The organism is Draconibacterium mangrovi, from assembly GCF_010586825.1.
Classification (GTDB): domain Bacteria; phylum Bacteroidota; class Bacteroidia; order Bacteroidales; family Prolixibacteraceae; genus Draconibacterium; species Draconibacterium mangrovi.
Genome location: NZ_JAAAGB010000010.1, coordinates 70,389 through 89,227, shown reverse-complemented (window position 1 = coordinate 89,227; position 18,839 = coordinate 70,389). Strand labels below are relative to the sequence as shown.

Genomic DNA, 18,839 nt, shown 5'->3' with positions numbered 1-18,839 from the left:
TCTTTCGAATGATCCCCTTGTTTTATATTGAAGTTAGTTTTAATATAATCCTTCTATAGATAAGTAACGTTCGCCATGATCGTACGAAAAGGTAAGAATCCGCGATCCTTTCGGAAGCTCCTTAATCTTTTTGGCAACTGCTGCCAACGATGCACCCGATGAAATACCAACAAACAAACCTTCTTGTTTTGCTGCTTTTTGTGCGTATTCAAAAGCTTCGTCTTTGCTGATTTCTATTGTTCCGTCAAGAAGTTCGGTATTCAGGTTGTTCGGAATAAAACCTGCACCAATTCCCTGAATTCCGTGAGGACCGGGATCTTTACCGCCAATTACCGGGCTTGAATCCGGTTCAACGGCAAAAACTTTCAGGTTCGGAAATTTTGCTTTTAAAACTTCGGCAACTCCACTGATGTGGCCTCCGGTACCAACACCGGTAATGAGGTAATCAAAACCTTCAGGGAAATCATTTAGAATTTCCTGTGCGGTAAAATCGCGGTGTACCGCCACGTTTGCCGGATTGTTAAACTGTTGCGGAATCCAGGCATTGTCCAGCTCACTGGCCAGTTCTTCAGCTCTGGCAATGGCACCTTTCATTCCTTTTTCTTTTGGTGTTAGTTCCAATTCGGCACCAAATACTTTCAAAGCTCTTCTTCTCTCCAACGACATTGATTCAGGCATGGTAAGAATTAGTCGGTAACCTTTTACGGCTGCCACCAATGCCAATCCGATTCCGGTATTTCCTGATGTAGGTTCAATAATCACCGAACCTTCTTTTAATATCCCTTTCTTTTCCGCATCTTCTACCATCGCTAGTGCAATACGGTCTTTTATACTTCCTCCCGGGTTTGTTTTTTCAACTTTCACCCAAACTTCGTAGTCCTCCGGATAGAGGCGGTTAATTTTCACATGTGGCGTGTTGCCAATGGTCTCTAAAATGTTCTTAGCTTTCATTTTTTTAATTATTGAGTTATTTCGGTAAATATTCTTTTAACAAAAAAAAAGCCTTTCCGTTCACGGAAAGGCCTCGTATAATCTTGCAATTTAGCTCAAGTTAAAACACTACAACACCTTTCCCGTTTTTCAGGAAACAACAACACATCATCATATTGTTACCGGTGTTCTTCATAATGGGTGCAATATATGTAATTTTTATTTATTCTAAATAATAAATATGAAAAAAATCATGTTTTTCACTTCTTTGTTAAGAAAACCTACTATTTCTGTAGCTATCCTTTATACCGAAGCCACTTAATCAGTTCTTTAATATTTACCTTTTTACCATACATCAGTAACCCAATTCGGTAAATTTTGGCAGCTGCCATAATGCACACGATGGTTGTCAGCACCAATAGGCCCATCGAAAGTAATAGTTCCCAAACAGGTATTTCGTAAGGAACACGCGCCATCATAGCCACCGGTGAAGTGAACGGAATTATGGAACACCAAAATGCCAGCGGGCCTTCCGGGTTTTTTGCTATGGGAAACAGCAGCATAATCGAAAGGATTAATGGGAAAGTTACCGGGAATACCATTTGCTGCGAATCTTCGTCGTTGTCGACAGCGGCACCAACAGCACCCAATAAAGCACTGTACAATAAATAACCGGCAAGGAAATAGAACACAAAAGCGAACAAAATAAGTGGCAGATTCAGGTTGCCAATCATTTCCATAACCTCCTTAACCTGGTTCGGTTGGGCGGCCTGCATGGCTGCCGGGTTCATTTGCCCCTGCGATTCCATAATACTTTGTCCCATTTGCTGTGCCGTTTCGGGCGTGAAAAAGAGACTCTGTACCACTACCAGTCCAATGCCTCCTAAAACAAGCCAGATAGCAACCTGTGTGAGGCCAACCAATGCGGTTCCGATAATTTTGCCGGCCATCAGCTGGCTGGGTTTTACCGATGAGATGATCACCTCTATAATACGGCTTTTCTTTTCTTCCATTACACTGCGCATAACCATGGCGCCGTACATAAACACAAAGAAATAAATGAGCAGCCCCATGGCATAACTGGCAATAAAAGCCACTACTGATGAGCTTTTTTTGGTTTCGCCCGATTGCGATACCTTAAGCGTGCTCAGGTTTACACTGGTTCGTGTTTTGCTCAGGCGTTCTTCCAGATCGGGGATGCCCGATTCCTCGATTACTTTTTGGCGTTTATCATTTTCGATAAAACGGCTGAGTTTGCGCTCAATTTGTTCAGTCAATTCAAACGGCAACTGTTTCTCGGAGAAAAGTTGCGCCTGGTTATTCGAATAAATATCTGATGGAATAAACAGAAGGCCGTAATAACCACTGCCTTTCAGATTGGTTTTTAATGTTTCATATTCATTTTTCGGAATAAAATGGTAGTTCGTTGTGCCTTCCTCGCTGAATTCGCCAAGAAATAAATTGGTGGCATCGTATACCGCGATGGTGCGTTCTTCCGTATCGTCTTTTATCGAGAAATAGATGACCAGTCCGTAAACGCCGGCAATTAAAAACGGCATCAGGATGGTTAATATGATGAACGATTTCTTTTTTACCCGTTTAAGGTATTCTTGTTTTAATATTAGCAATGTGTTGTTCATGACGGTTTGTTTAGTTTTTGTTCGACTCTTCAACGGCTTTAATAAAAACATCGTTCATACTCGGAATAAGCTCTTCAAATGCCAGAATTTCGGCTGCCGGCATAATGGACGACAACAATTCGTTATTTGATTTTCCGTTCATGTATTGCACTTTCAAGGTGTTTGCCTTATCCGACTCATCGTGACTGATGATTTTGTAATCGTTGCCCAAAGCCAAATCGATTTCTCGGAACTCGCCCCGGTATTTTATGTCGAAAATGTTGGTTTTGTATTTCATTCGGATTTCGTCGGTTGGCCCGTCTTCAATCTTTTTCGATTTATTGATCAGCGCAATGTGATCGCACAGTTCTTCAACCGAACCCATGTTGTGTGTGGAAAAGATTATGGTGGCACCTTCTGCTTTCAGGTTCAGAATTTCCTTTTTCAGCAGATTGGCATTTATCGGGTCGAAACCGCTAAAAGGCTCATCAAAAATCAACAGTTTGGGCTGATGAACAACGGTGGTGATAAACTGCACTTTTTGCTGCATTCCTTTCGAAAGCTCTTCCACTTTTTTGTTCCACCAGGGCATGATATCAAATTTCTCGAACCACTTTTTCAGGTTGTTCGATGCATCACGATACGACATGCCTTTTAGCTGAGCCAGGTAAATTGCCTGCTCGCCAATCTTCATTTTTTTGTACAGTCCGCGTTCCTCAGGCAGGTAGCCAATGTGGGAGATATCTGTCCTGTTCATCTTTCTTCCGTTCAGAAATATCTCACCGCTGTCGGGGGCGGTAATCTGGTTAATAATGCGGATGAGAGTGGTTTTGCCCGCGCCATTGGGGCCAAGCAAACCAAAAATACTTTGTTCTTTCACCGAAATGCTAACATCGGTTAATGCCTGAGTGCTGGCAAAAACCTTGTTTACATTGCGCGCTTCGAATAATTCCATATTGTTTTTATTGAATAGTAAGATTTAACCCTTGCAAATTACGGGTTTGGTTTTAAAAAATAAATAAAGGCATAAAAAAACCGGTTTCCCAAAGAAAACCGGTGAATCAAACTATTCTTTACATGAATGTCTATTTTTCAGGGTCGATTACTTCCGGTTCGTCAAAATCAGCGTCATTGTTTGCTGAAACTTCAGATTCCTCGGTAACAGGTTCCTCAGGTTTAGTATCACCTTTTAGATAGTTGGGAAGTTCCATGCCTGCCGATTTAAAAATATCGTCGAGAGGAGGTATGGAACCCAGCATTCCTTGCATAAAGTTAGCCGTTGATGTTTTTCCGTCTTTTCCGTTTCCGGTTTCCCAAACAGTAACTTTGTCAATTTTAATGTTCTTAATGGCTTCAACCTGCGTTGCAACCAGTTCCGGTAATTTGTCAGCAATCATCATTAGTACTGCTTTTTGTGCATCGTTGCCGGCGGCTTTCACCAGTTGTTCGAAACCTTCGGCTTGTTTGCTCAGGATTTCAAAGATACCTTTACCTTCAGCAGCCATCTTCATATAAATGGCATCGGCTTCACCTTTTGCAATTCTGCGCGTTTGTTCAGCCACTGCTTCTGCTTCTATCTGAACTTTTTCTTTATCAATCTCGGCAGGAATTACAATGTTGGCAATTTGGGTAGCTTTGTCCCTTTCGGCACGAACTTGTTCTGCCAGTTTTTCGGCTGCATAGGCTTCTTCCAATGCTTTTGCATCAGTTACCTTTTCGGCAGCTACGGCCCGTCGGTTTGCCTCAGCTTCTTTTTCTCGTCTGTCGGCATCTGAATTTGCAATAGTAACTTTTGCAATGTTTTCTCCTTCAACAGCCGTTGCATCAGCACTTGCAACTTGTACACGCTGGTCTTGCAGAGCTTCTGCCTGACCGATCTCTCCATCGCGGTTTTTCTCGGCTACGCTCTTTTTAGCATCGTTGATCGCTTTTGCTGCCGCTTCTTTACCAAGAGCTTCAATATATCCTGATTCATCGTTGATGTCGGTAACATTCACGTTGATCAGTTTCAACCCAATTTTCTTGAGTTCTGCCTCAACATTCGATGACACAGCTGCAAGAAATTTGTCGCGGTTGCTGTTTATTTCCTCAATATCCATTGTGGCAACAACCAAACGCAACTGACCAAAAATAATGTCCTTTGCCAGGTTGCTGATTGACTCCTGCGTAAGTCCGAGCAGTCGTTCAGCGGCATTGTTCATAATGTTTGGTTCGGTAGAAATACCTACTGTAAAACGCGAGGGCACATCAACACGGATGTTTTGTTTACTTAGCGCATTTTTAAGATTGATTTCAATAGAAATTGGTGTTAAATCCAAAAAGGCATAAGAGTGAATAATCGGCCAGATAAAGGCTGCACCACCGTGAATACACTTGGCAGAGCGGCTTTCGCTGTTTGCTCCTTTGCCAACTTTACCATAAACAACCAAAATACGGTCGGAAGGACAGCGTTTGTAACGCCGCATCATTGCTACGATGATGATGAATACAAAAAGAGCAGCAATGCTTAGAAGAATAACAAAATAATCGTTCATAAAATTTAATTAAAAGGGTTATTAATTGCCTTGTTTTTGAACAAGGAGAATATGATCATCAATTACATTTAGTATCTGAACTATTGAAGAAGTAGGAATAGTTTCTTCATCATCGGTAATGGCATCGAGTGTACGCATCGATCCCTGAACATTCAGTTGCACTTTTCCCATTCCTCCTCGTTTGGCCGGAATTACCAGGTAGACTTCACCTAATTTGCCGATGGCATTTCCCATACGCAGTGTTCCGTTTTCAGCCAGTTTCGACATAAAATAGAACAGTGAGGCCATTAGGAACATCATTGTAAGGCCACATAAGGTTGAGAAAAGAATAACCTGTCCGGGGGGTAAGCCCATACTGATAAAGCCAATGCCCGACCAGCCGAATACAGTAAAAAAAGCAACAATGTTTTTTAATGAAATAAATTGGAATGGAATTGAATCGCCAGCTATGTCACCGTCAACATCCGTATCAACATCAACGTCTGCATCGGCATCTCCGCCGAAGATGGTTAAAACTAATAGCAGCAGAAAAAAAACGGTAGCCGGAATGGCGATGATCCAGAAAGCCTGTTCGAATACGCTGATTTCCGACCAATTAGGGAGAATTGAGTTTAATAACATGGGAATAATTATTGGTTTTATGTTTTAAAAGTAAACATAAACTCAATTATTCCAAGTTAATATTTTGGGACTGGGGGATTTTTATAGGCAAAACGACGATTTCTAAATGTGATCGTTTCCTGGAACGCTTATTCTGCTGATTATCGCCTGCCGATCTTGTTTCTGCATGTTTTTCCCACCTTACTGCCCTGTTGTTTCTCTTTTGCGGTGTATTAATGTTGTAATCTGACCTTTTATGACGCATTTACAACCGATCGCTAAGTTAAAGTGACCTAATTATTTACAGCTTTTCCTTTATTTACTGTTTTACAGACCGTGTTTTGTGTTAGCGAAGCCTATTTCAATTGTAAGAAAAGCTTATGCATATTATTCAAAATATATTTCATGTATCGAAATAAACCAGGAAATGAATTCCAAAAGCATTTGGCGTGCACAAGGGCATTTGGAAAACAATGCATAACTTATTCGCACACACAGAATACAAAAGGAAACCGATATATAAGGTCAAATTCGATTTCTTTATCTCTTAAAGTTGTTGTTATAAGGTCAGAATTGCTAACAGTATTATATTCCGGCCTCAGTTATTGGGCAGAATTCTTCCTTAAACCAAAGGAAAAGGCCTTGGATTGGGCAGCGGTAATTTGAGGGAGGCCTTAAGCTACGCGCGATACAGGCATTTTAGAAATGGTGCTGAATACTTTCTTCCATATAAGGATGATTTTTCGGAACCAAACTGGCTTTGGTAAGTGTTGTGCCAACTACCCACGAAAATAATCCGGCATAACCCAGGAAAGTACCGATCTCGAGCAAGCCAAACTTAACTTCGTGAACCGTTGCCGGCCAGATGATATAGTAAAGTTCGGTGTATTGTCCGATAATCAGAAGCAGAATAACCGGGATCATAAACAATTTGCTCCTTGAGCTTTTGCGTGGCATCAGCACCAAAAACGGGATTGCCCAGTTGATAATGATATTGGCAAAGAACAGGATTTTGTAAACGCCATGCCATCGGTGCACAAAATACGATGTTTCTTCCGGGATATTTCCGTACCAGATGAGCATGAATTCGGCAAAATTAAAGTAACCCCAAACAATACTCGACATAAAAATATAGCGGGTAAAATCGTGCAGGTGACTGTGGTTGAGTAGCGAGAATTTACCTTGTTTCGACAGTATAATTACAATCAGTGCAATTATAGATGAGGCGTGCAGAACTCCGGCCATAAAACTTTTTCCGGCAAACATGGTGCTGAACCAGTGTGGTTCGAGCGACATTAGCATATCAACCGAAAACAGGCTGAATGTAAACGCGAGCACAAAAATGAAAATCTTGGAATAGAGCTCCGATTTTTGGAAATAATACATGCCGCCAACTTCATCTTCTTTTAGCGATAATTTGCGCAATACTTTCGACAGGATAATCCACGCAGCAAAAAATACAACAACGCGTGCAAAAAAGAACGGCACATTCAAATATGGCGATTTGTGCTGCAAAATATGATCGTGCGAAACAACCTCGTGGTGGGTCCACTCAAAAACCGAATGCATTCCAAAATACAGAATCAGGAAGAACACCGCTGCAAAGGGAAGATAAGCTACCATTGCTTCGGGCACGCGTTTAAACATGGCCGACCAGCCAGATTGTGTAATGTACTGGATGGCGGCAAAAAAGGCAGCACCAATGGCCAGCGACACAAAATAGTAGTTGTTTAAAAGGTAGTTTGCCCAGGTGCGCTCGGCATCAAAAACAAAACCCAGTGCAAACGAAACTACACCAACACCCATTAATGCGTAGGTGAGAATTTTAAACTTATTGGAAAGTGTTAATCGGTCTTCCATATCTGTTTCTTTTTGTTCTTTTCAATCTGTTACTAGTTTACCCCTCTCCCTGTCGGGAGCTCCCCTCAAAAGGGGAGCATGTTTTTAATTGAGCCGGTGCGAAACATGTTACGCTCTGTCCTGCTTCAAAGATGTTTCCCCTCGTGAGGGGAAATGGCTACAGCCAATGGGGTATGGTATAGTATTTCTCATTTTAAACTCTTCAATTCTGTAATACCTCTTTTACGTACATCGAAATTTTCCAGCGGTCGTCTGGTTTAATCATCGAACCGTGCTCGCCCATAATTCCAAAGCCTACTGTAATCACATGGTAAATATCTCCTTCAGGGCTGGCCATCATTTTATCGCTCAACAAACTGGCCGGTGGGTAGGTGTACTTTTTGCTTACATACAACGAGCCTTGTCCGTCGCCTTTTTCGCCATGGCATTGCATACAGTAAATACCATACATTTTTTCGCCGCGTTGCAGGTTCTCTTTGCTTGGTTCTAACTCGTTTACCAGTGTGGCTGCTGCCAGTGCCCGGTCTTCATCGGTTTTTTGATAAGCATAAGGAACCGTTCCACGAGGGATTGTTCCCGGAACAGGCGGTTGCATGGTTTTTCCGTCGGCAAAATTCGGGTTGGGCGTGTAGCTCTCGTAAGCCGGCGAGGTAACCATATCATCGAAATACTGCCAGCCTGTTGTTCGGCGGTTGTAATCACAGGATGAAATCAAGGCAAAAGTTAAAAGTAAAAAGGCAAATTTTGCACCGTCCTTTAGGGCGGTGTGGACAGTGCTTGGCTTCTTGGTATTGAAACTTTGAAAATTGTTAACTTGTAAAATAACAATTTTCAAAGTTCCAATAAGCTGCTGTCCATGCTTGTTCACCGCCCTAAAGGACGGTGCAAAATATTTTCTAATGGATTTTATCGAGTTCATAATTATTCAATTTTACCATGTTCAGTTAGAATTGCTTTTAACGACTCGCTGTCGTTTGCAATACCGTCTTCGTCGAAGACCATAACGAATTTATCGTCGGTGGCCCGCTCGTGAAAGATCTCAGCTTTTTTGCCGGGAAACACTTTCGCCCGCGCCGAAAAGGTAAAGAGCGTAAGCAAGGTTATTGAGAGGATAGTTGCCACAATAGTTACCACAATAAACGACGGGAAGGCATTAAACGGTTTTCCTCCGTAACGTAAGGGCCAGTCGATTACCGCTGCATAAGTCAGGAATCCGAGGATACCCAGTGCTGCAAACAATCCGTAAAAGAATGCTGCATGTGTAATGCGTGTTTTTATGGGCATTCCTTCCAGTATTTCGTGTACCGGGTAGGGCGTGTAAACCTCAACCGGCATTACTCCTTTGTCTTTTAGTTTTTCAAAGGCATCAACTAAAGTTGCTTCGTCGTCAAAAACGCCAAGGATATATTTTTTACTCATGACTTTTTGCTTTTAGTTGTCCGTTATTTGGTTTGTCGAATTTTGCCACACTTTTTAATTCAGAGATGGCAATCATTGGAATGTAGCGGAAGAACAACAGTACTCCGGCCAAAAACATTCCGAGTGTACCGACAAAGAATCCTATTTCAACATAGGTGGGCGAGTAGTTGGCCCAAGCAGCCGGCAGGTAATCGCGACTAAGCGTGGTAACCACAATATTAAAGCGCTCGAACCACATACCGATATTGATGATGATGGAAATGATGAATACGATCCACATGCGTTTGCGCACCGCTTTAAACCAGAACAACTGCGGAATCACAGCGTTGGCCGTAAACATAGCCCAAAACTGGAACGCATAATCACCAAACAAACGGTTTTTAAAGAACATATAAGTCTCATATTCCGAAGCCGAATACCAGGCAATAAAGATCTCGGTCATATAGGCAGTTCCCATAATCAGCGAAATAAATATCAGGATTCGGCAAACCGCATCAACGTGTCGGTCGGTAATAAAATCATTCATATTGTATAAGCCACGCATCGTAATAACAAGGGTGAGCACCATGGCAAATCCCGAGAAAATTGCTCCGATTACAAAGTATGGCGGGAAGATGGTGGTGTGCCATCCGGCTTGAACCGAAACAGCAAAGTCAGTAGATACAATCGAGTGCACCGAAACAACTAATACAGCAGCAATTCCTCCAAGTACAAAACTCAGGCCTTCAAAACGCAGCCACTCGCGGCTCGATCCTGTCCAGCCGAAGGCAAAAAATCCGTAAACAGCTTTTTTAATTTTCGATTTTGCCGTGTCGCGGATCGTTGCAAAATCAGGTACCATACCGAAATACCAGAAACTTGCTGAAATAAGCAGGTAAGCTGAAATGGCCACAAAGTCCCAGAAAAGCGGTGAGTTAAAATTCACCCAAAGCGGACCACGCGTATTCGGATACGGGAAAATGAAGAAAAACAACCACGGACGCCCCATGTGTAACAGCGGGAAAAGGCTTGCACAGAAAACGGCAACAACGGTCATCGCTTCTGCTGCACGGTTAATGGCAGTTCTCCATTTTTGCCGTAAAATGAGCAGGAAAATGGAAAATGCTGTTCCGGCATGTCCGATTCCGATCCACCAAACAAAGTTGATGATGGCCCAACCCCAGGCTACCGAGTTGTTTACTCCCCAGGTACCAATTCCGGTTGAAACGGTGATGTATTTGCAATACAAACCAAATCCGAACATGCCCAAACTCACCATCATGGCTGCATACCACCACAGCGGCGTTTTGGCGTGGATGGGTGCTAATATCTCCTTCGAGATCTGGCTGAACGACTTTTCGCCATCAATTAGCTTTCCCCTTACGGCTGAATTATACATAGGCGTTTATGCTTTTTTGTTTCTTACTTTAGTTAAATATCCTACCGATGGCAGGGTGTGCAACTCTTCCAGTAAATGGTAATTGCGCTCGTTCTTAAACAACTTGTTTATTTTGCTGTTCTCATCGTTCAGATCGCCAAAAACCAGTGCGTCGGCCGGACAAGATTGAACACAGGCCGGTTGTACTTCGCCGTCTTTTAGCATTCTGCCGGCAACTTTTGCCTCCGCTTTTTTCTCCTGAATGCGTTGTACACAGAACGAGCATTTTTCTACCACTCCTCTAGAGCGAACGGTAACATCAGGATTAAGAACCATACGTCCCAAATCGCTGTTTGATGCGTAATCGAATTCCGGATTTTGCACATACTGAAACCAGTTAAAACGACGCACTTTGTACGGGCAGTTGTTCACACAATATTTTGTTCCCACGCAGCGGTTGTAGGCCATTTGGTTTAAGCCTTCCTCGCTGTGTGGAGTTGCCGAAACCGGACAAACATTTTCACACGGTGCATTGTCGCAATGCTGACACATTACCGGCTGATGATATACATCCGGATTTTCTGCATCGTTTGAGAAATAGCGGTCAACACGAATCCAGTGCATGATCCGGCGGTTGCGAACCTGTTCTTTACCGATTACCTGCACGTTGTTTTCAGCCTGGCAAGAGATGGAACAGTTTCCACATCCCACACAACTTCCCAGATCGACTGCCATCGCCCAATGATGACCTTTAAATTCCTGCTCGGGATACATCGAAACGTGATGTTCCAGATGTTCCTGACGAATTTCATTACCCGAAGCCGGATCGAGTTGCCATTTATCGAAATTGGTTTCACGAACAATTGGACGGCCTTCCATCGAATGGTGCGTTTGCGACAGCGCCAGTTCGAAAGTTTTTGTTGTGGTCTGCACATCAGCACCACTAATCCAAAGCTGTTTAGCATTGTTTTGTATCGATGTCAGTGCATACATATTTTTACCAACACCGTCGCCAACTTTTCCGGCAACTTCGCGGCCGTAACCCAAAGCCACTGAAATGGTATCGGGTGCTTGTCCGGGCTGCACAAAAACGGGCATTTCAATTCCGTTTATGGTGATTACCGATTCATTCTGAACTCCATTTTCTTCGGCCCATTTTACCGGAACTGCGGCAAAGTTATCCCAGCTGATCTTTGCAACGGGATCGGGCAATTCCTGTAACCACGGATTGTTCGCAGCACTTCCGTCCTTCAAAGCCATACTCTGGTAGAAAACAACTTCCCAGCCCTGAGATAGCTCACCGCCAAGTTGTAAAGCATTTTCTAATCCAATTTCGCTATACAAAGGTGTTTCAGCAGTTAGCTCTGTTTCGAAAACACCTTTTTGCAAGGTATCGTTCCAGAATAACCGGGAATCGGAATATTTTGATTGTAAACTGGAAAAATTCTCTTCCCAGTTTGCTTTTAAAATTTCGTAATAGTTAGGCTGCTCTTTGCCGGTCCATTTTAACAGCGTTTCCTGAATCTGTCGGCTGTCAAAGAGTTTTGAAATAGTAGGTTGCGACAAGCTGAAAAGTCCTTTTTTCGGCTCGGCATCGTTCCATGCTTCAAGGTAATGTGGTGCAGGGCACACCCAATGGCAGGCGGCAGTTGTTTCATCTTTTCTGTCGGAAAACGAAACCGAGAGTTCCGCACCTGAGATTAGTGCTTTTATCTCTTTTCCTTTTGGATGATTGTAAACCGGGTTTACTCCCCAGCAAAGCATGCCTGCAATTTCTTTATTTTTTAATCCGCTGATTACCTTTTCAAAATCGGCATCTATCGCCTGATGTGTATTTAATGGTCTGTCAAATAGAATGATTGAACCATAATTTCCCAAAAGATTATTAATGGCATTTACAATCAATTGGATATTTACATCGTTACTTCCCGAAATTACCAGAGATTTTCCTTCGTTTGCCAGCAGGTCCTCAGCCAATCCTTTTACATCAACCGGACTGCCCGGTGCTGCGATGGTCATAAAGCCTTTTGCCTGCAATAATTGATAATACAGCGCTGTTAATATTGTCTTTTCTTCCGAAGGTTTTATCGGTACACGAACATCAGCATTCGATCCGGTCAATGTCATTCCCGACTCGAACTGATAATGACGACTCATTTCATCGCCTTTGTCCAGCACTTTTCTTCCGGCTGCATAACCTTTTGTGTATTCGGTTGAAGAAAGCCAGGTACCAAGAAAATCGGCGTCAAAACTGGCAATTACTTTTGCACGTTCAAATCGGTAGTCAGGAACGAGTGCTGCTCCAAAACTTTGTTGGTTGGCTTCCAATATTCCACTTGCCGAAACGGCATCGTATTTTACCCACTCAACATTCGGATATTTTTCCTGAAAGCTCGCAATTACTTTTATTGTTGTTGGCGAAATTATGCTCGACGTGAGTAGAACAACTTTTTTATTATCATTATTTAGTTGCTCTAACTTTTTTGTGATATAGCTATCTACTTCTTCCCAGTTGGTTGCTTCGCCTCTTTTTAATGGTGTTTTAAAACGGGCGTCGTCATATAAATCCAAAACCGACGCCTGCACACGTGCCGAAGTACCTTTTTGCGAAACTGACGACAGGTCGTTACCCTCAATTTTTATGGGGCGTCCGTCGCGCACTTTCACTAAAACGCTACAATATTCGTTGGCTTCAAAATAGCTAGAGGCGTAATAATTAGCCATTCCAGGTGTTACTTCTTCAGGTTTTACCAGGTAAGGAATCGCCTTGTCTACCGGCTTTTTACAACTGGCAACAACTGCTGCCGCTGCAACGCTAAATCCAAAAGTCTTAAGAAAATCGCGTCTTGATGAGCCTGACGCCTTTTTCATTACAGCACGCTTGGCATCCAGTTCCAGTTTAATTTCGTTTTGTTTAAACTCAACCGGATTATTCAACTCGTCTAAACTTCTCCAATATTTTGTCATAGTTTGTTTGATTCTGCTTTAAACTTGAATGATTAATAGTGGCAGCGCATACAATCATTGGCGCCAATGTTAGCTGCTTTTACCGAGTCGATCGCTCCCGATTTCATTTCTTCGTGCAACTTCACGTAATGTTCGTAATAGCCATTATTGCCAAAGTCAACTTCGGTATCGCGGTGGCAGTTAACGCACCAGCCCATCGATAGGTCGCTGTGTTGTTCCATTATATCCATTTCCTCAACCGGACCGTGGCATTGCATACAGTCGAGTTTGCCTGAACCAACGTGCACGGCATGGCTGAAATAAACATGGTCGGGCAGGTTATGAATTCGTTTCCACTCAATTGAGTGCCCGTTTTCTGCGGCATCCACTACTTTGGCAATTTCAAACTTGCCGCTGTTTGTTCCTTCTCGAATCAGAATATGGCAATTCATACAAAGGTTGGTTGCCGGTATTCCTGCCGATTTACTTTGTTCTGCCGTTGTGTGGCAATACATACAATCAATGCCGTTTTCGCCGGCGTGTACTTTATGCGAGAATTTTATGGGTTGATCGGGCGCATAATTTTCCTGGCGGCCTAATTTAATGGCATCGGTAACAATCATTTTTACCTGCCAGCCAAAAGCGCCAAGCAATATTATTAAAGGAATGAATTTCAGTTTAATTTTTCGGATAAAAATCAGTTCAACAACTGCCCAGGTAATTAATAAACCTAAAAACAGAAATAGAATAAGATTGTAATGCGTTGGTTTTGCCGGAGGAACTCCGGTGTGTGCCAAATTGTCTAAATAAATTTTTACTGTTTTTAGATCTTCTTCCGAAATATCGAAATTAACATGCGAAGCTTCCATTTTTACACCTACTGGATTCAATACCGAGGCTTGAAACGATTCAAAATCCTTGTCAACATATTTAATTGCAATATCCATTGCCGAAGGATTCCAGTTGAGTGTGTCAACCCGGTTTAGATTGTGACAGGAAACACATGACGAATACTCCCGATCGAAGGGTAATAATCCTTTGAAGAAACGTTCTCCACGTTTTACATCTTCGTGCGAATGTCCTTCGGTTACAACAGATTCGGATGAATCGGCATACAGATTAGTTGAAAGCAAAATACAGGTAACAAATGCGAACAGGGATATGAAAATTTGCGTTTTTTTCATGAAACCTCCCCAAAAGAAGTGTTCTCTCATTCTGTTAAGTTTAGTATTAAATTAAAGGCCTTTTTATCCAGACTTATCCTATTAACAATAAAAAGACCTTAAGGTTCTGAAAGAATTAAATTTTTTACGTTAAATAGCTGAGAATGTTTGAAAAATATGATTGGTTACATTTATGGGAAATGATGTTTCGATTTTTAATATCGATTGGTTACGGGTTTTTAGTTTTAATTTTTCTCTTTTTCGAGGTGTTCGGTAAGCTTTTTCACCAGTTTCATGTTCTCGAAAAATTCAGCAGCAATTACCCTAATAATGGTGTATACCGGAATAGCCAGGATCATTCCGATAATTCCGGCCATACTTCCGGCAGCTATAATTACCAGAAAAATTTCGAGAGGGTGTGCTTTTACGCTGCTGGAATAAATAAGTGGCTGAAAAAGAACATTGTCGATTACCTGAACCGAAAGAAAAACCACTGTCATCCAGCCTAAAGTTGGCAAAACTTCATTCATAAAATCGAGATTAATATGTAAAGCAGCCCCGATGAGCAAACCAAGTGCTGCCCCCATCCAAGGACCCAGGTACGGAATAACGTTAAACATCCCGCAAAACAACCCAATTACAACCGCATGGTTGAATTCCATTCCAACGATGGTAAGGCCAATGGTATCGAGCAGCATTACCATAAAAACTTCTAAAAGTAAGCCAATAAAATACCGACGTAACAGGTAAGAAATAGAATTGAGTATGTGGGCTACTTTTTCTTCTAAATGAGTAGGAACCAACAATATAATGAAGGTGCTAAACATGGTTTCTTCTTTCAAAAAGAAAAAGGTGATAAACGAAACAGAAAAGAAACCGATCAGCAATTCTCCAATGGTTCCGGCAACCAGCCCAAACCAATTCGATACTTGTGAAAAATCGATTTCAGCTCCCAAACTTTCTGTTACAATATCCATAAAATTCTTCGATTCGATACTCACGGTGTCCTTACTGAAAAAGTGCATCAGGTTCAGTAAGGGTTCTTCAATGGAGTCGAGAACGAGCGTAAAGTCAATTTGCGACAGGGTTTCAACCTCGCTTAGCAAGAGCGGGATAATGAATCTGAAAAAGGAAATAAAAACAATCCATAAACTTACCAGGGTTGCAAAAGCGGCCAGCCCTTTGGGAATTTTGAAACGTTTGTATTTAATTTTTGTTAGCCAGCGGGTTAGCGGGCGGCCAACAAACGACAGCACCACCGAAATAAGAATGTAGGTGACGATGGCACTAAAATACCACAACAGAAAAATGATGAAAAGAAGTCCGACAATAAATAGCGTATTGCGTGTCCAGCCTTTAAGTTGAATCATTTTTGTTCGTTTTTAACAAATATAACCAAATTTGGGATGAACGGATTTGTTATTTGGCTTGAGAAGCCAGAAAATGCAAATACCACTGAACTATGTAGGCATTAAACGAATGGGGTTTTAGCGGATGTTTCATTGTTATATCTCGCCGCAGTTGGTCGGTTATTTCGCGGTAAAATATTCCGTCTTTCATGGGGTAGTACAAGGTTTTTAAGTGATGAGGAGCTGCTTTTATAAGCCGGGTTTTTAGGTTTTGAAATTTTGAGTCTTTCTGATCTGAGATTTGTTTCAAATCAAAATCAACCCCGTGTTTTTTGAAAAAATAATCTTCGAGCGTTTTGTTGTAAAGGTGTTCTCTGTTTTTGTTTCGGGCATCAATTCCGGCAAAAAACTGAAGACTTTGTTTATCGAAAAGCGGCATTAAAACATTAACTCCGAAATAGGCATAAACCTGGTTCGAGTTGCTGATAAATTTACATTGCCGCTCTTGTAAATCCCAGATTTCGTATGCTTCAGCCGGTGTAAGACTTTTCTGTATGAAACGATTTTCTTCGAGGTATTTTTGCAATGCAGCTCTAAAATCAGGTTTCGCCGGCAGTGAAGTTCCCAGTGTTTTTATAAGCGTTGCTCCCAACTCTGATGCTTTAAGATCAAGAATTGAACTATTAAGATGTGCCCCTCTTAAAAAATCGCCGGGATGACCGGGAAGTGCAACTGCTTTTTCGTTGATGAGTTTCTTTTCTTTAAGCAATTTTACTGCAAAATAATCCTGCAAATACGGCATCGATGACCAGTGACCGGAATAGTTTGCATAGTCGGTAAATGTCGGGTCGCTTTTAAAATTATCGATCAGCTCCTCATTATACTCAATAAATTGGTATTGAAATCCCAGTTTTTTGGCCACTTTTTGGGCGGTTTGTTTCTCCGTATTATTTTTTCTTCCCCATGTGGCACACAGCACATTTTTATGACCGAATTCTGCTAACAGGCAAGCCAGTAAACGCGAGTCGTAGCCCCGGGTAAGCGGCAATAATATCTGTTTATTTTTTATTTGTTTGAAGTACTTTTTAAAAACGTTGCGGAAATGTGTTTCAACATCCTGGGGAGTTTGTTCTGCATTTGGTTTATGCTGAAGTTGAAATACAAAATCAGAAGTTACATTTCCTGATTTATTTTTGAAGCAGACAATCTCACCCGGTTGAATTTGTGCGATAGTTGCTTTTAACGTTTGCTGAAAAGGTGTTACGCCAAATTGTAAAAAATAGGAGGAGGCAAAAGCATCAATTTCTTTGTCTTCATCTGTTCGTTGCAGCTGTTCAGGTTGGTCGCTGATGGAAAAATTACCGTTGTCGATTTTATAGAAAAGCGGAAAACTCCAGGTGTGGCAACACTTAGCCCATGTTTCTTCTTCATTGTTTACAACGATGGAGAATTGTCCGTTCAATCGGGAAACAAAATCTTTAAATTGCCCTAAATCAGAAGTAAGTTTTTGTATCTGCGCTACAAAATCCTGTCCGCAGAAATAATCTTCTCCCAGCCAGGCAAAGCCGGAAACACTGACATTTTTTTCAGTCGACCAATTATATTTTTTGAGATACAACATTCTTACAACCAAATTTTAAGCAGTGCAATTGGAATAATCAAAAGTACCATTTTAAAAAAGTAGATTCCCGCTTGTTTCAAATTTACGCCTGCCAAAAGCAAGGAGTAAATCGTTAGAAATGCAAAAAATATCACGCCCGACAAACTATACAAAATCACGGTGGACACAACATCTTTAAGAATTAATCCCCCAACTAGTAAACTGGCAATCCGGGCAATCAGTAAAAATATGTTGTACCACATCGATACGTTTTGTTTTTCCTTAACGATCAGGATGGCCGAAAGTGGCGAACCCAGCATTACAAAATAAAGCCAGGGTGCAATAAACTGGGCCAGGTAACCGGAAAATGCCCATTCGTCTCCAAATAAAATGGAGAAGATTTGTTGCCCCCAAAAACCAAGTACTGCAAATGGAATGATGCCGAGCAACACTTGTTTTCGGAAGAGTGAGTAGGTAAGTTCTTTTAATTTGGCCGGTGTTTGCTCCAGCGTTTTGGCGTTCTGTATATAAACACTGGAAATGGAAATGCTTAACAGCTGAACCGGCACGCTGATGTATCGGTGCGAAAAAGAATACAGTCCCAGCATTTTGTCGCCAAAAAATGGTTTAAAAAGAAAGACCGGCAGCTGGCTGCTTACAAAATTCATTACTTCCGAAACGATCGAGAACTTTGGAAATTTAATGTAACGCTGCGCCAGTGCTTTTTCTTCCGACTTAAATTTCCCGAGGCGGAACAAACTTGCTTCATCAACCCGAAATGAGAAAATGAAAAATGTAAAAAGTTGAGCGACAACGGCACCTAAAAACAATCCTGTTGCCGGAAACAGAAAAAATGCGCATTGCAAAACACCGGTTAAAATTGCTCTCGTAATTTCTAAAACCGAGAGTCGGTTAAACTGTTTTTTGCTGATATAAATATTCCGGATCAATTGAATGGCGCTAAAAAAATAGGCATAAAACGGAACAAGTAGGATATGCAGTTTTTGGCTTGTCTCGGGTTGCCAAACCAGGATGATTAGGCCAACTATTACCAGCGCAGTTAAGTTAACGGCGGCATTAATTTTCTGTGCAAAACTCCCGATAAGCTTGCGTTCCGCTGATGTTTCAACCAGTATAATTGCCTTTTCGTATTTGCCGGTGGATATGATAGAAAGTACCGAAGCAATGGTGAGGTAAAGTACAAAATCGCCAAACTGTTCGGGTGCATACAGCCGTGCAATCGCCAGCGCAAAAACAAAGGGAACCGCACGTGCCAGCACCATTCCGGTAAACAGCGAAGCAATGTTTTTATAAAACTCACTTTGGTTAAACCGGCGAATACTATTTCTGAAATAACTGGAGAAGTTCATGCACTAAAAACAGGTGTCTCATTTGATGTAAATATCATAAAAATAATTGCTTTGATTAAGCTTTTTCGCGAAAACAAAGAAATACTGGTGCT

Annotated in this window: 14 protein-coding genes; all 14 read right to left on the bottom strand. The window is 41.8% G+C overall.

Translation table 11 applies throughout. From position 1 onward, the window contains the following. Positions 1-39: 39 nt before the first annotated feature. The 14 genes from cysK to G4420_RS19755 all read right to left on the bottom strand — a co-directional run bounded on the left by cysK (position 40) and on the right by G4420_RS19755 (position 18,747). On the bottom strand, positions 40-951 hold the full coding sequence (gene cysK / locus G4420_RS19820) for a cysteine synthase A (RefSeq protein WP_163325684.1): 912 nt from the start codon (positions 949-951) through the stop codon (positions 40-42). Positions 952-1,226: 275 nt separating this feature from the next. Further along, positions 1,227-2,570 carry an ABC transporter permease gene (locus G4420_RS19815; protein WP_163325683.1) on the bottom strand — a complete coding sequence of 448 codons (1,344 nt, stop codon included), beginning with the start codon at positions 2,568-2,570 and terminating at the stop codon, positions 1,227-1,229. A 10-nt stretch (positions 2,571-2,580) separates the two neighbouring features. Continuing rightward, positions 2,581-3,504, bottom strand: coding sequence for an ABC transporter ATP-binding protein (locus G4420_RS19810; protein WP_163325682.1), 924 nt, complete (start codon positions 3,502-3,504; stop codon positions 2,581-2,583). A 130-nt stretch (positions 3,505-3,634) separates the two neighbouring features. Next, the gene (locus G4420_RS19805; protein WP_163325681.1) at positions 3,635-5,083 is read right to left on the bottom strand and encodes a flotillin family protein; all 1,449 of its coding nucleotides are present in this window, start codon (positions 5,081-5,083) and stop codon (positions 3,635-3,637) included. A gap of 21 nt (positions 5,084-5,104) precedes the next feature. Further along, complete coding sequence (locus tag G4420_RS19800; protein ID WP_163325680.1) at positions 5,105-5,704, bottom strand: hypothetical protein; 600 nt, start codon at positions 5,702-5,704, stop codon at positions 5,105-5,107. A gap of 678 nt (positions 5,705-6,382) precedes the next feature. Then, positions 6,383-7,543, bottom strand: coding sequence for a quinol:cytochrome C oxidoreductase (locus G4420_RS19795; RefSeq protein WP_163325679.1), 1,161 nt, complete (start codon positions 7,541-7,543; stop codon positions 6,383-6,385). Positions 7,544-7,745: 202 nt separating this feature from the next. Then, positions 7,746-8,462, bottom strand: coding sequence for a c-type cytochrome (locus G4420_RS19790; protein ID WP_163325678.1), 717 nt, complete (start codon positions 8,460-8,462; stop codon positions 7,746-7,748). A 2-nt stretch (positions 8,463-8,464) separates the two neighbouring features. Beyond that, positions 8,465-8,962: a DUF3341 domain-containing protein gene (locus G4420_RS19785; RefSeq protein ID WP_163325677.1), complete on the bottom strand. Its 498-nt coding sequence runs from the start codon at positions 8,960-8,962 to the stop codon at positions 8,465-8,467. Continuing rightward, positions 8,955-10,340 (bottom strand): NrfD/PsrC family molybdoenzyme membrane anchor subunit, encoded by a 1,386-nt coding sequence (nrfD, locus tag G4420_RS19780; protein ID WP_163325676.1) that lies wholly within the window; start codon positions 10,338-10,340, stop codon positions 8,955-8,957. Before nrfD ends, G4420_RS19785 begins: the two co-directional genes overlap by 8 nt. A 6-nt stretch (positions 10,341-10,346) precedes the next feature. Next, a complete protein-coding gene (locus G4420_RS19775) occupies positions 10,347-13,286 on the bottom strand; it encodes a TAT-variant-translocated molybdopterin oxidoreductase (protein WP_204273763.1) in 2,940 nt (979 codons plus the stop codon). A gap of 32 nt (positions 13,287-13,318) precedes the next feature. Further along, positions 13,319-14,479 carry a cytochrome c3 family protein gene (locus G4420_RS19770; RefSeq protein ID WP_163325675.1) on the bottom strand — a complete coding sequence of 387 codons (1,161 nt, stop codon included), beginning with the start codon at positions 14,477-14,479 and terminating at the stop codon, positions 13,319-13,321. 194 nt (positions 14,480-14,673) lie between these two features. Continuing rightward, a complete protein-coding gene (locus G4420_RS19765; protein WP_163325674.1) occupies positions 14,674-15,798 on the bottom strand; it encodes an AI-2E family transporter in 1,125 nt (374 codons plus the stop codon). 49 nt (positions 15,799-15,847) lie between these two features. Beyond that, on the bottom strand, positions 15,848-17,398 hold the full coding sequence (locus G4420_RS19760) for an asparagine synthetase B family protein (protein WP_163325673.1): 1,551 nt from the start codon (positions 17,396-17,398) through the stop codon (positions 15,848-15,850). 2 nt (positions 17,399-17,400) lie between these two features. Next, positions 17,401-18,747, bottom strand: a complete 1,347-nt coding sequence (locus G4420_RS19755; protein ID WP_163325672.1) for a lipopolysaccharide biosynthesis protein — start codon at positions 18,745-18,747, stop codon at positions 17,401-17,403. Between the last annotated feature and the right edge of the window lie 92 nt (positions 18,748-18,839).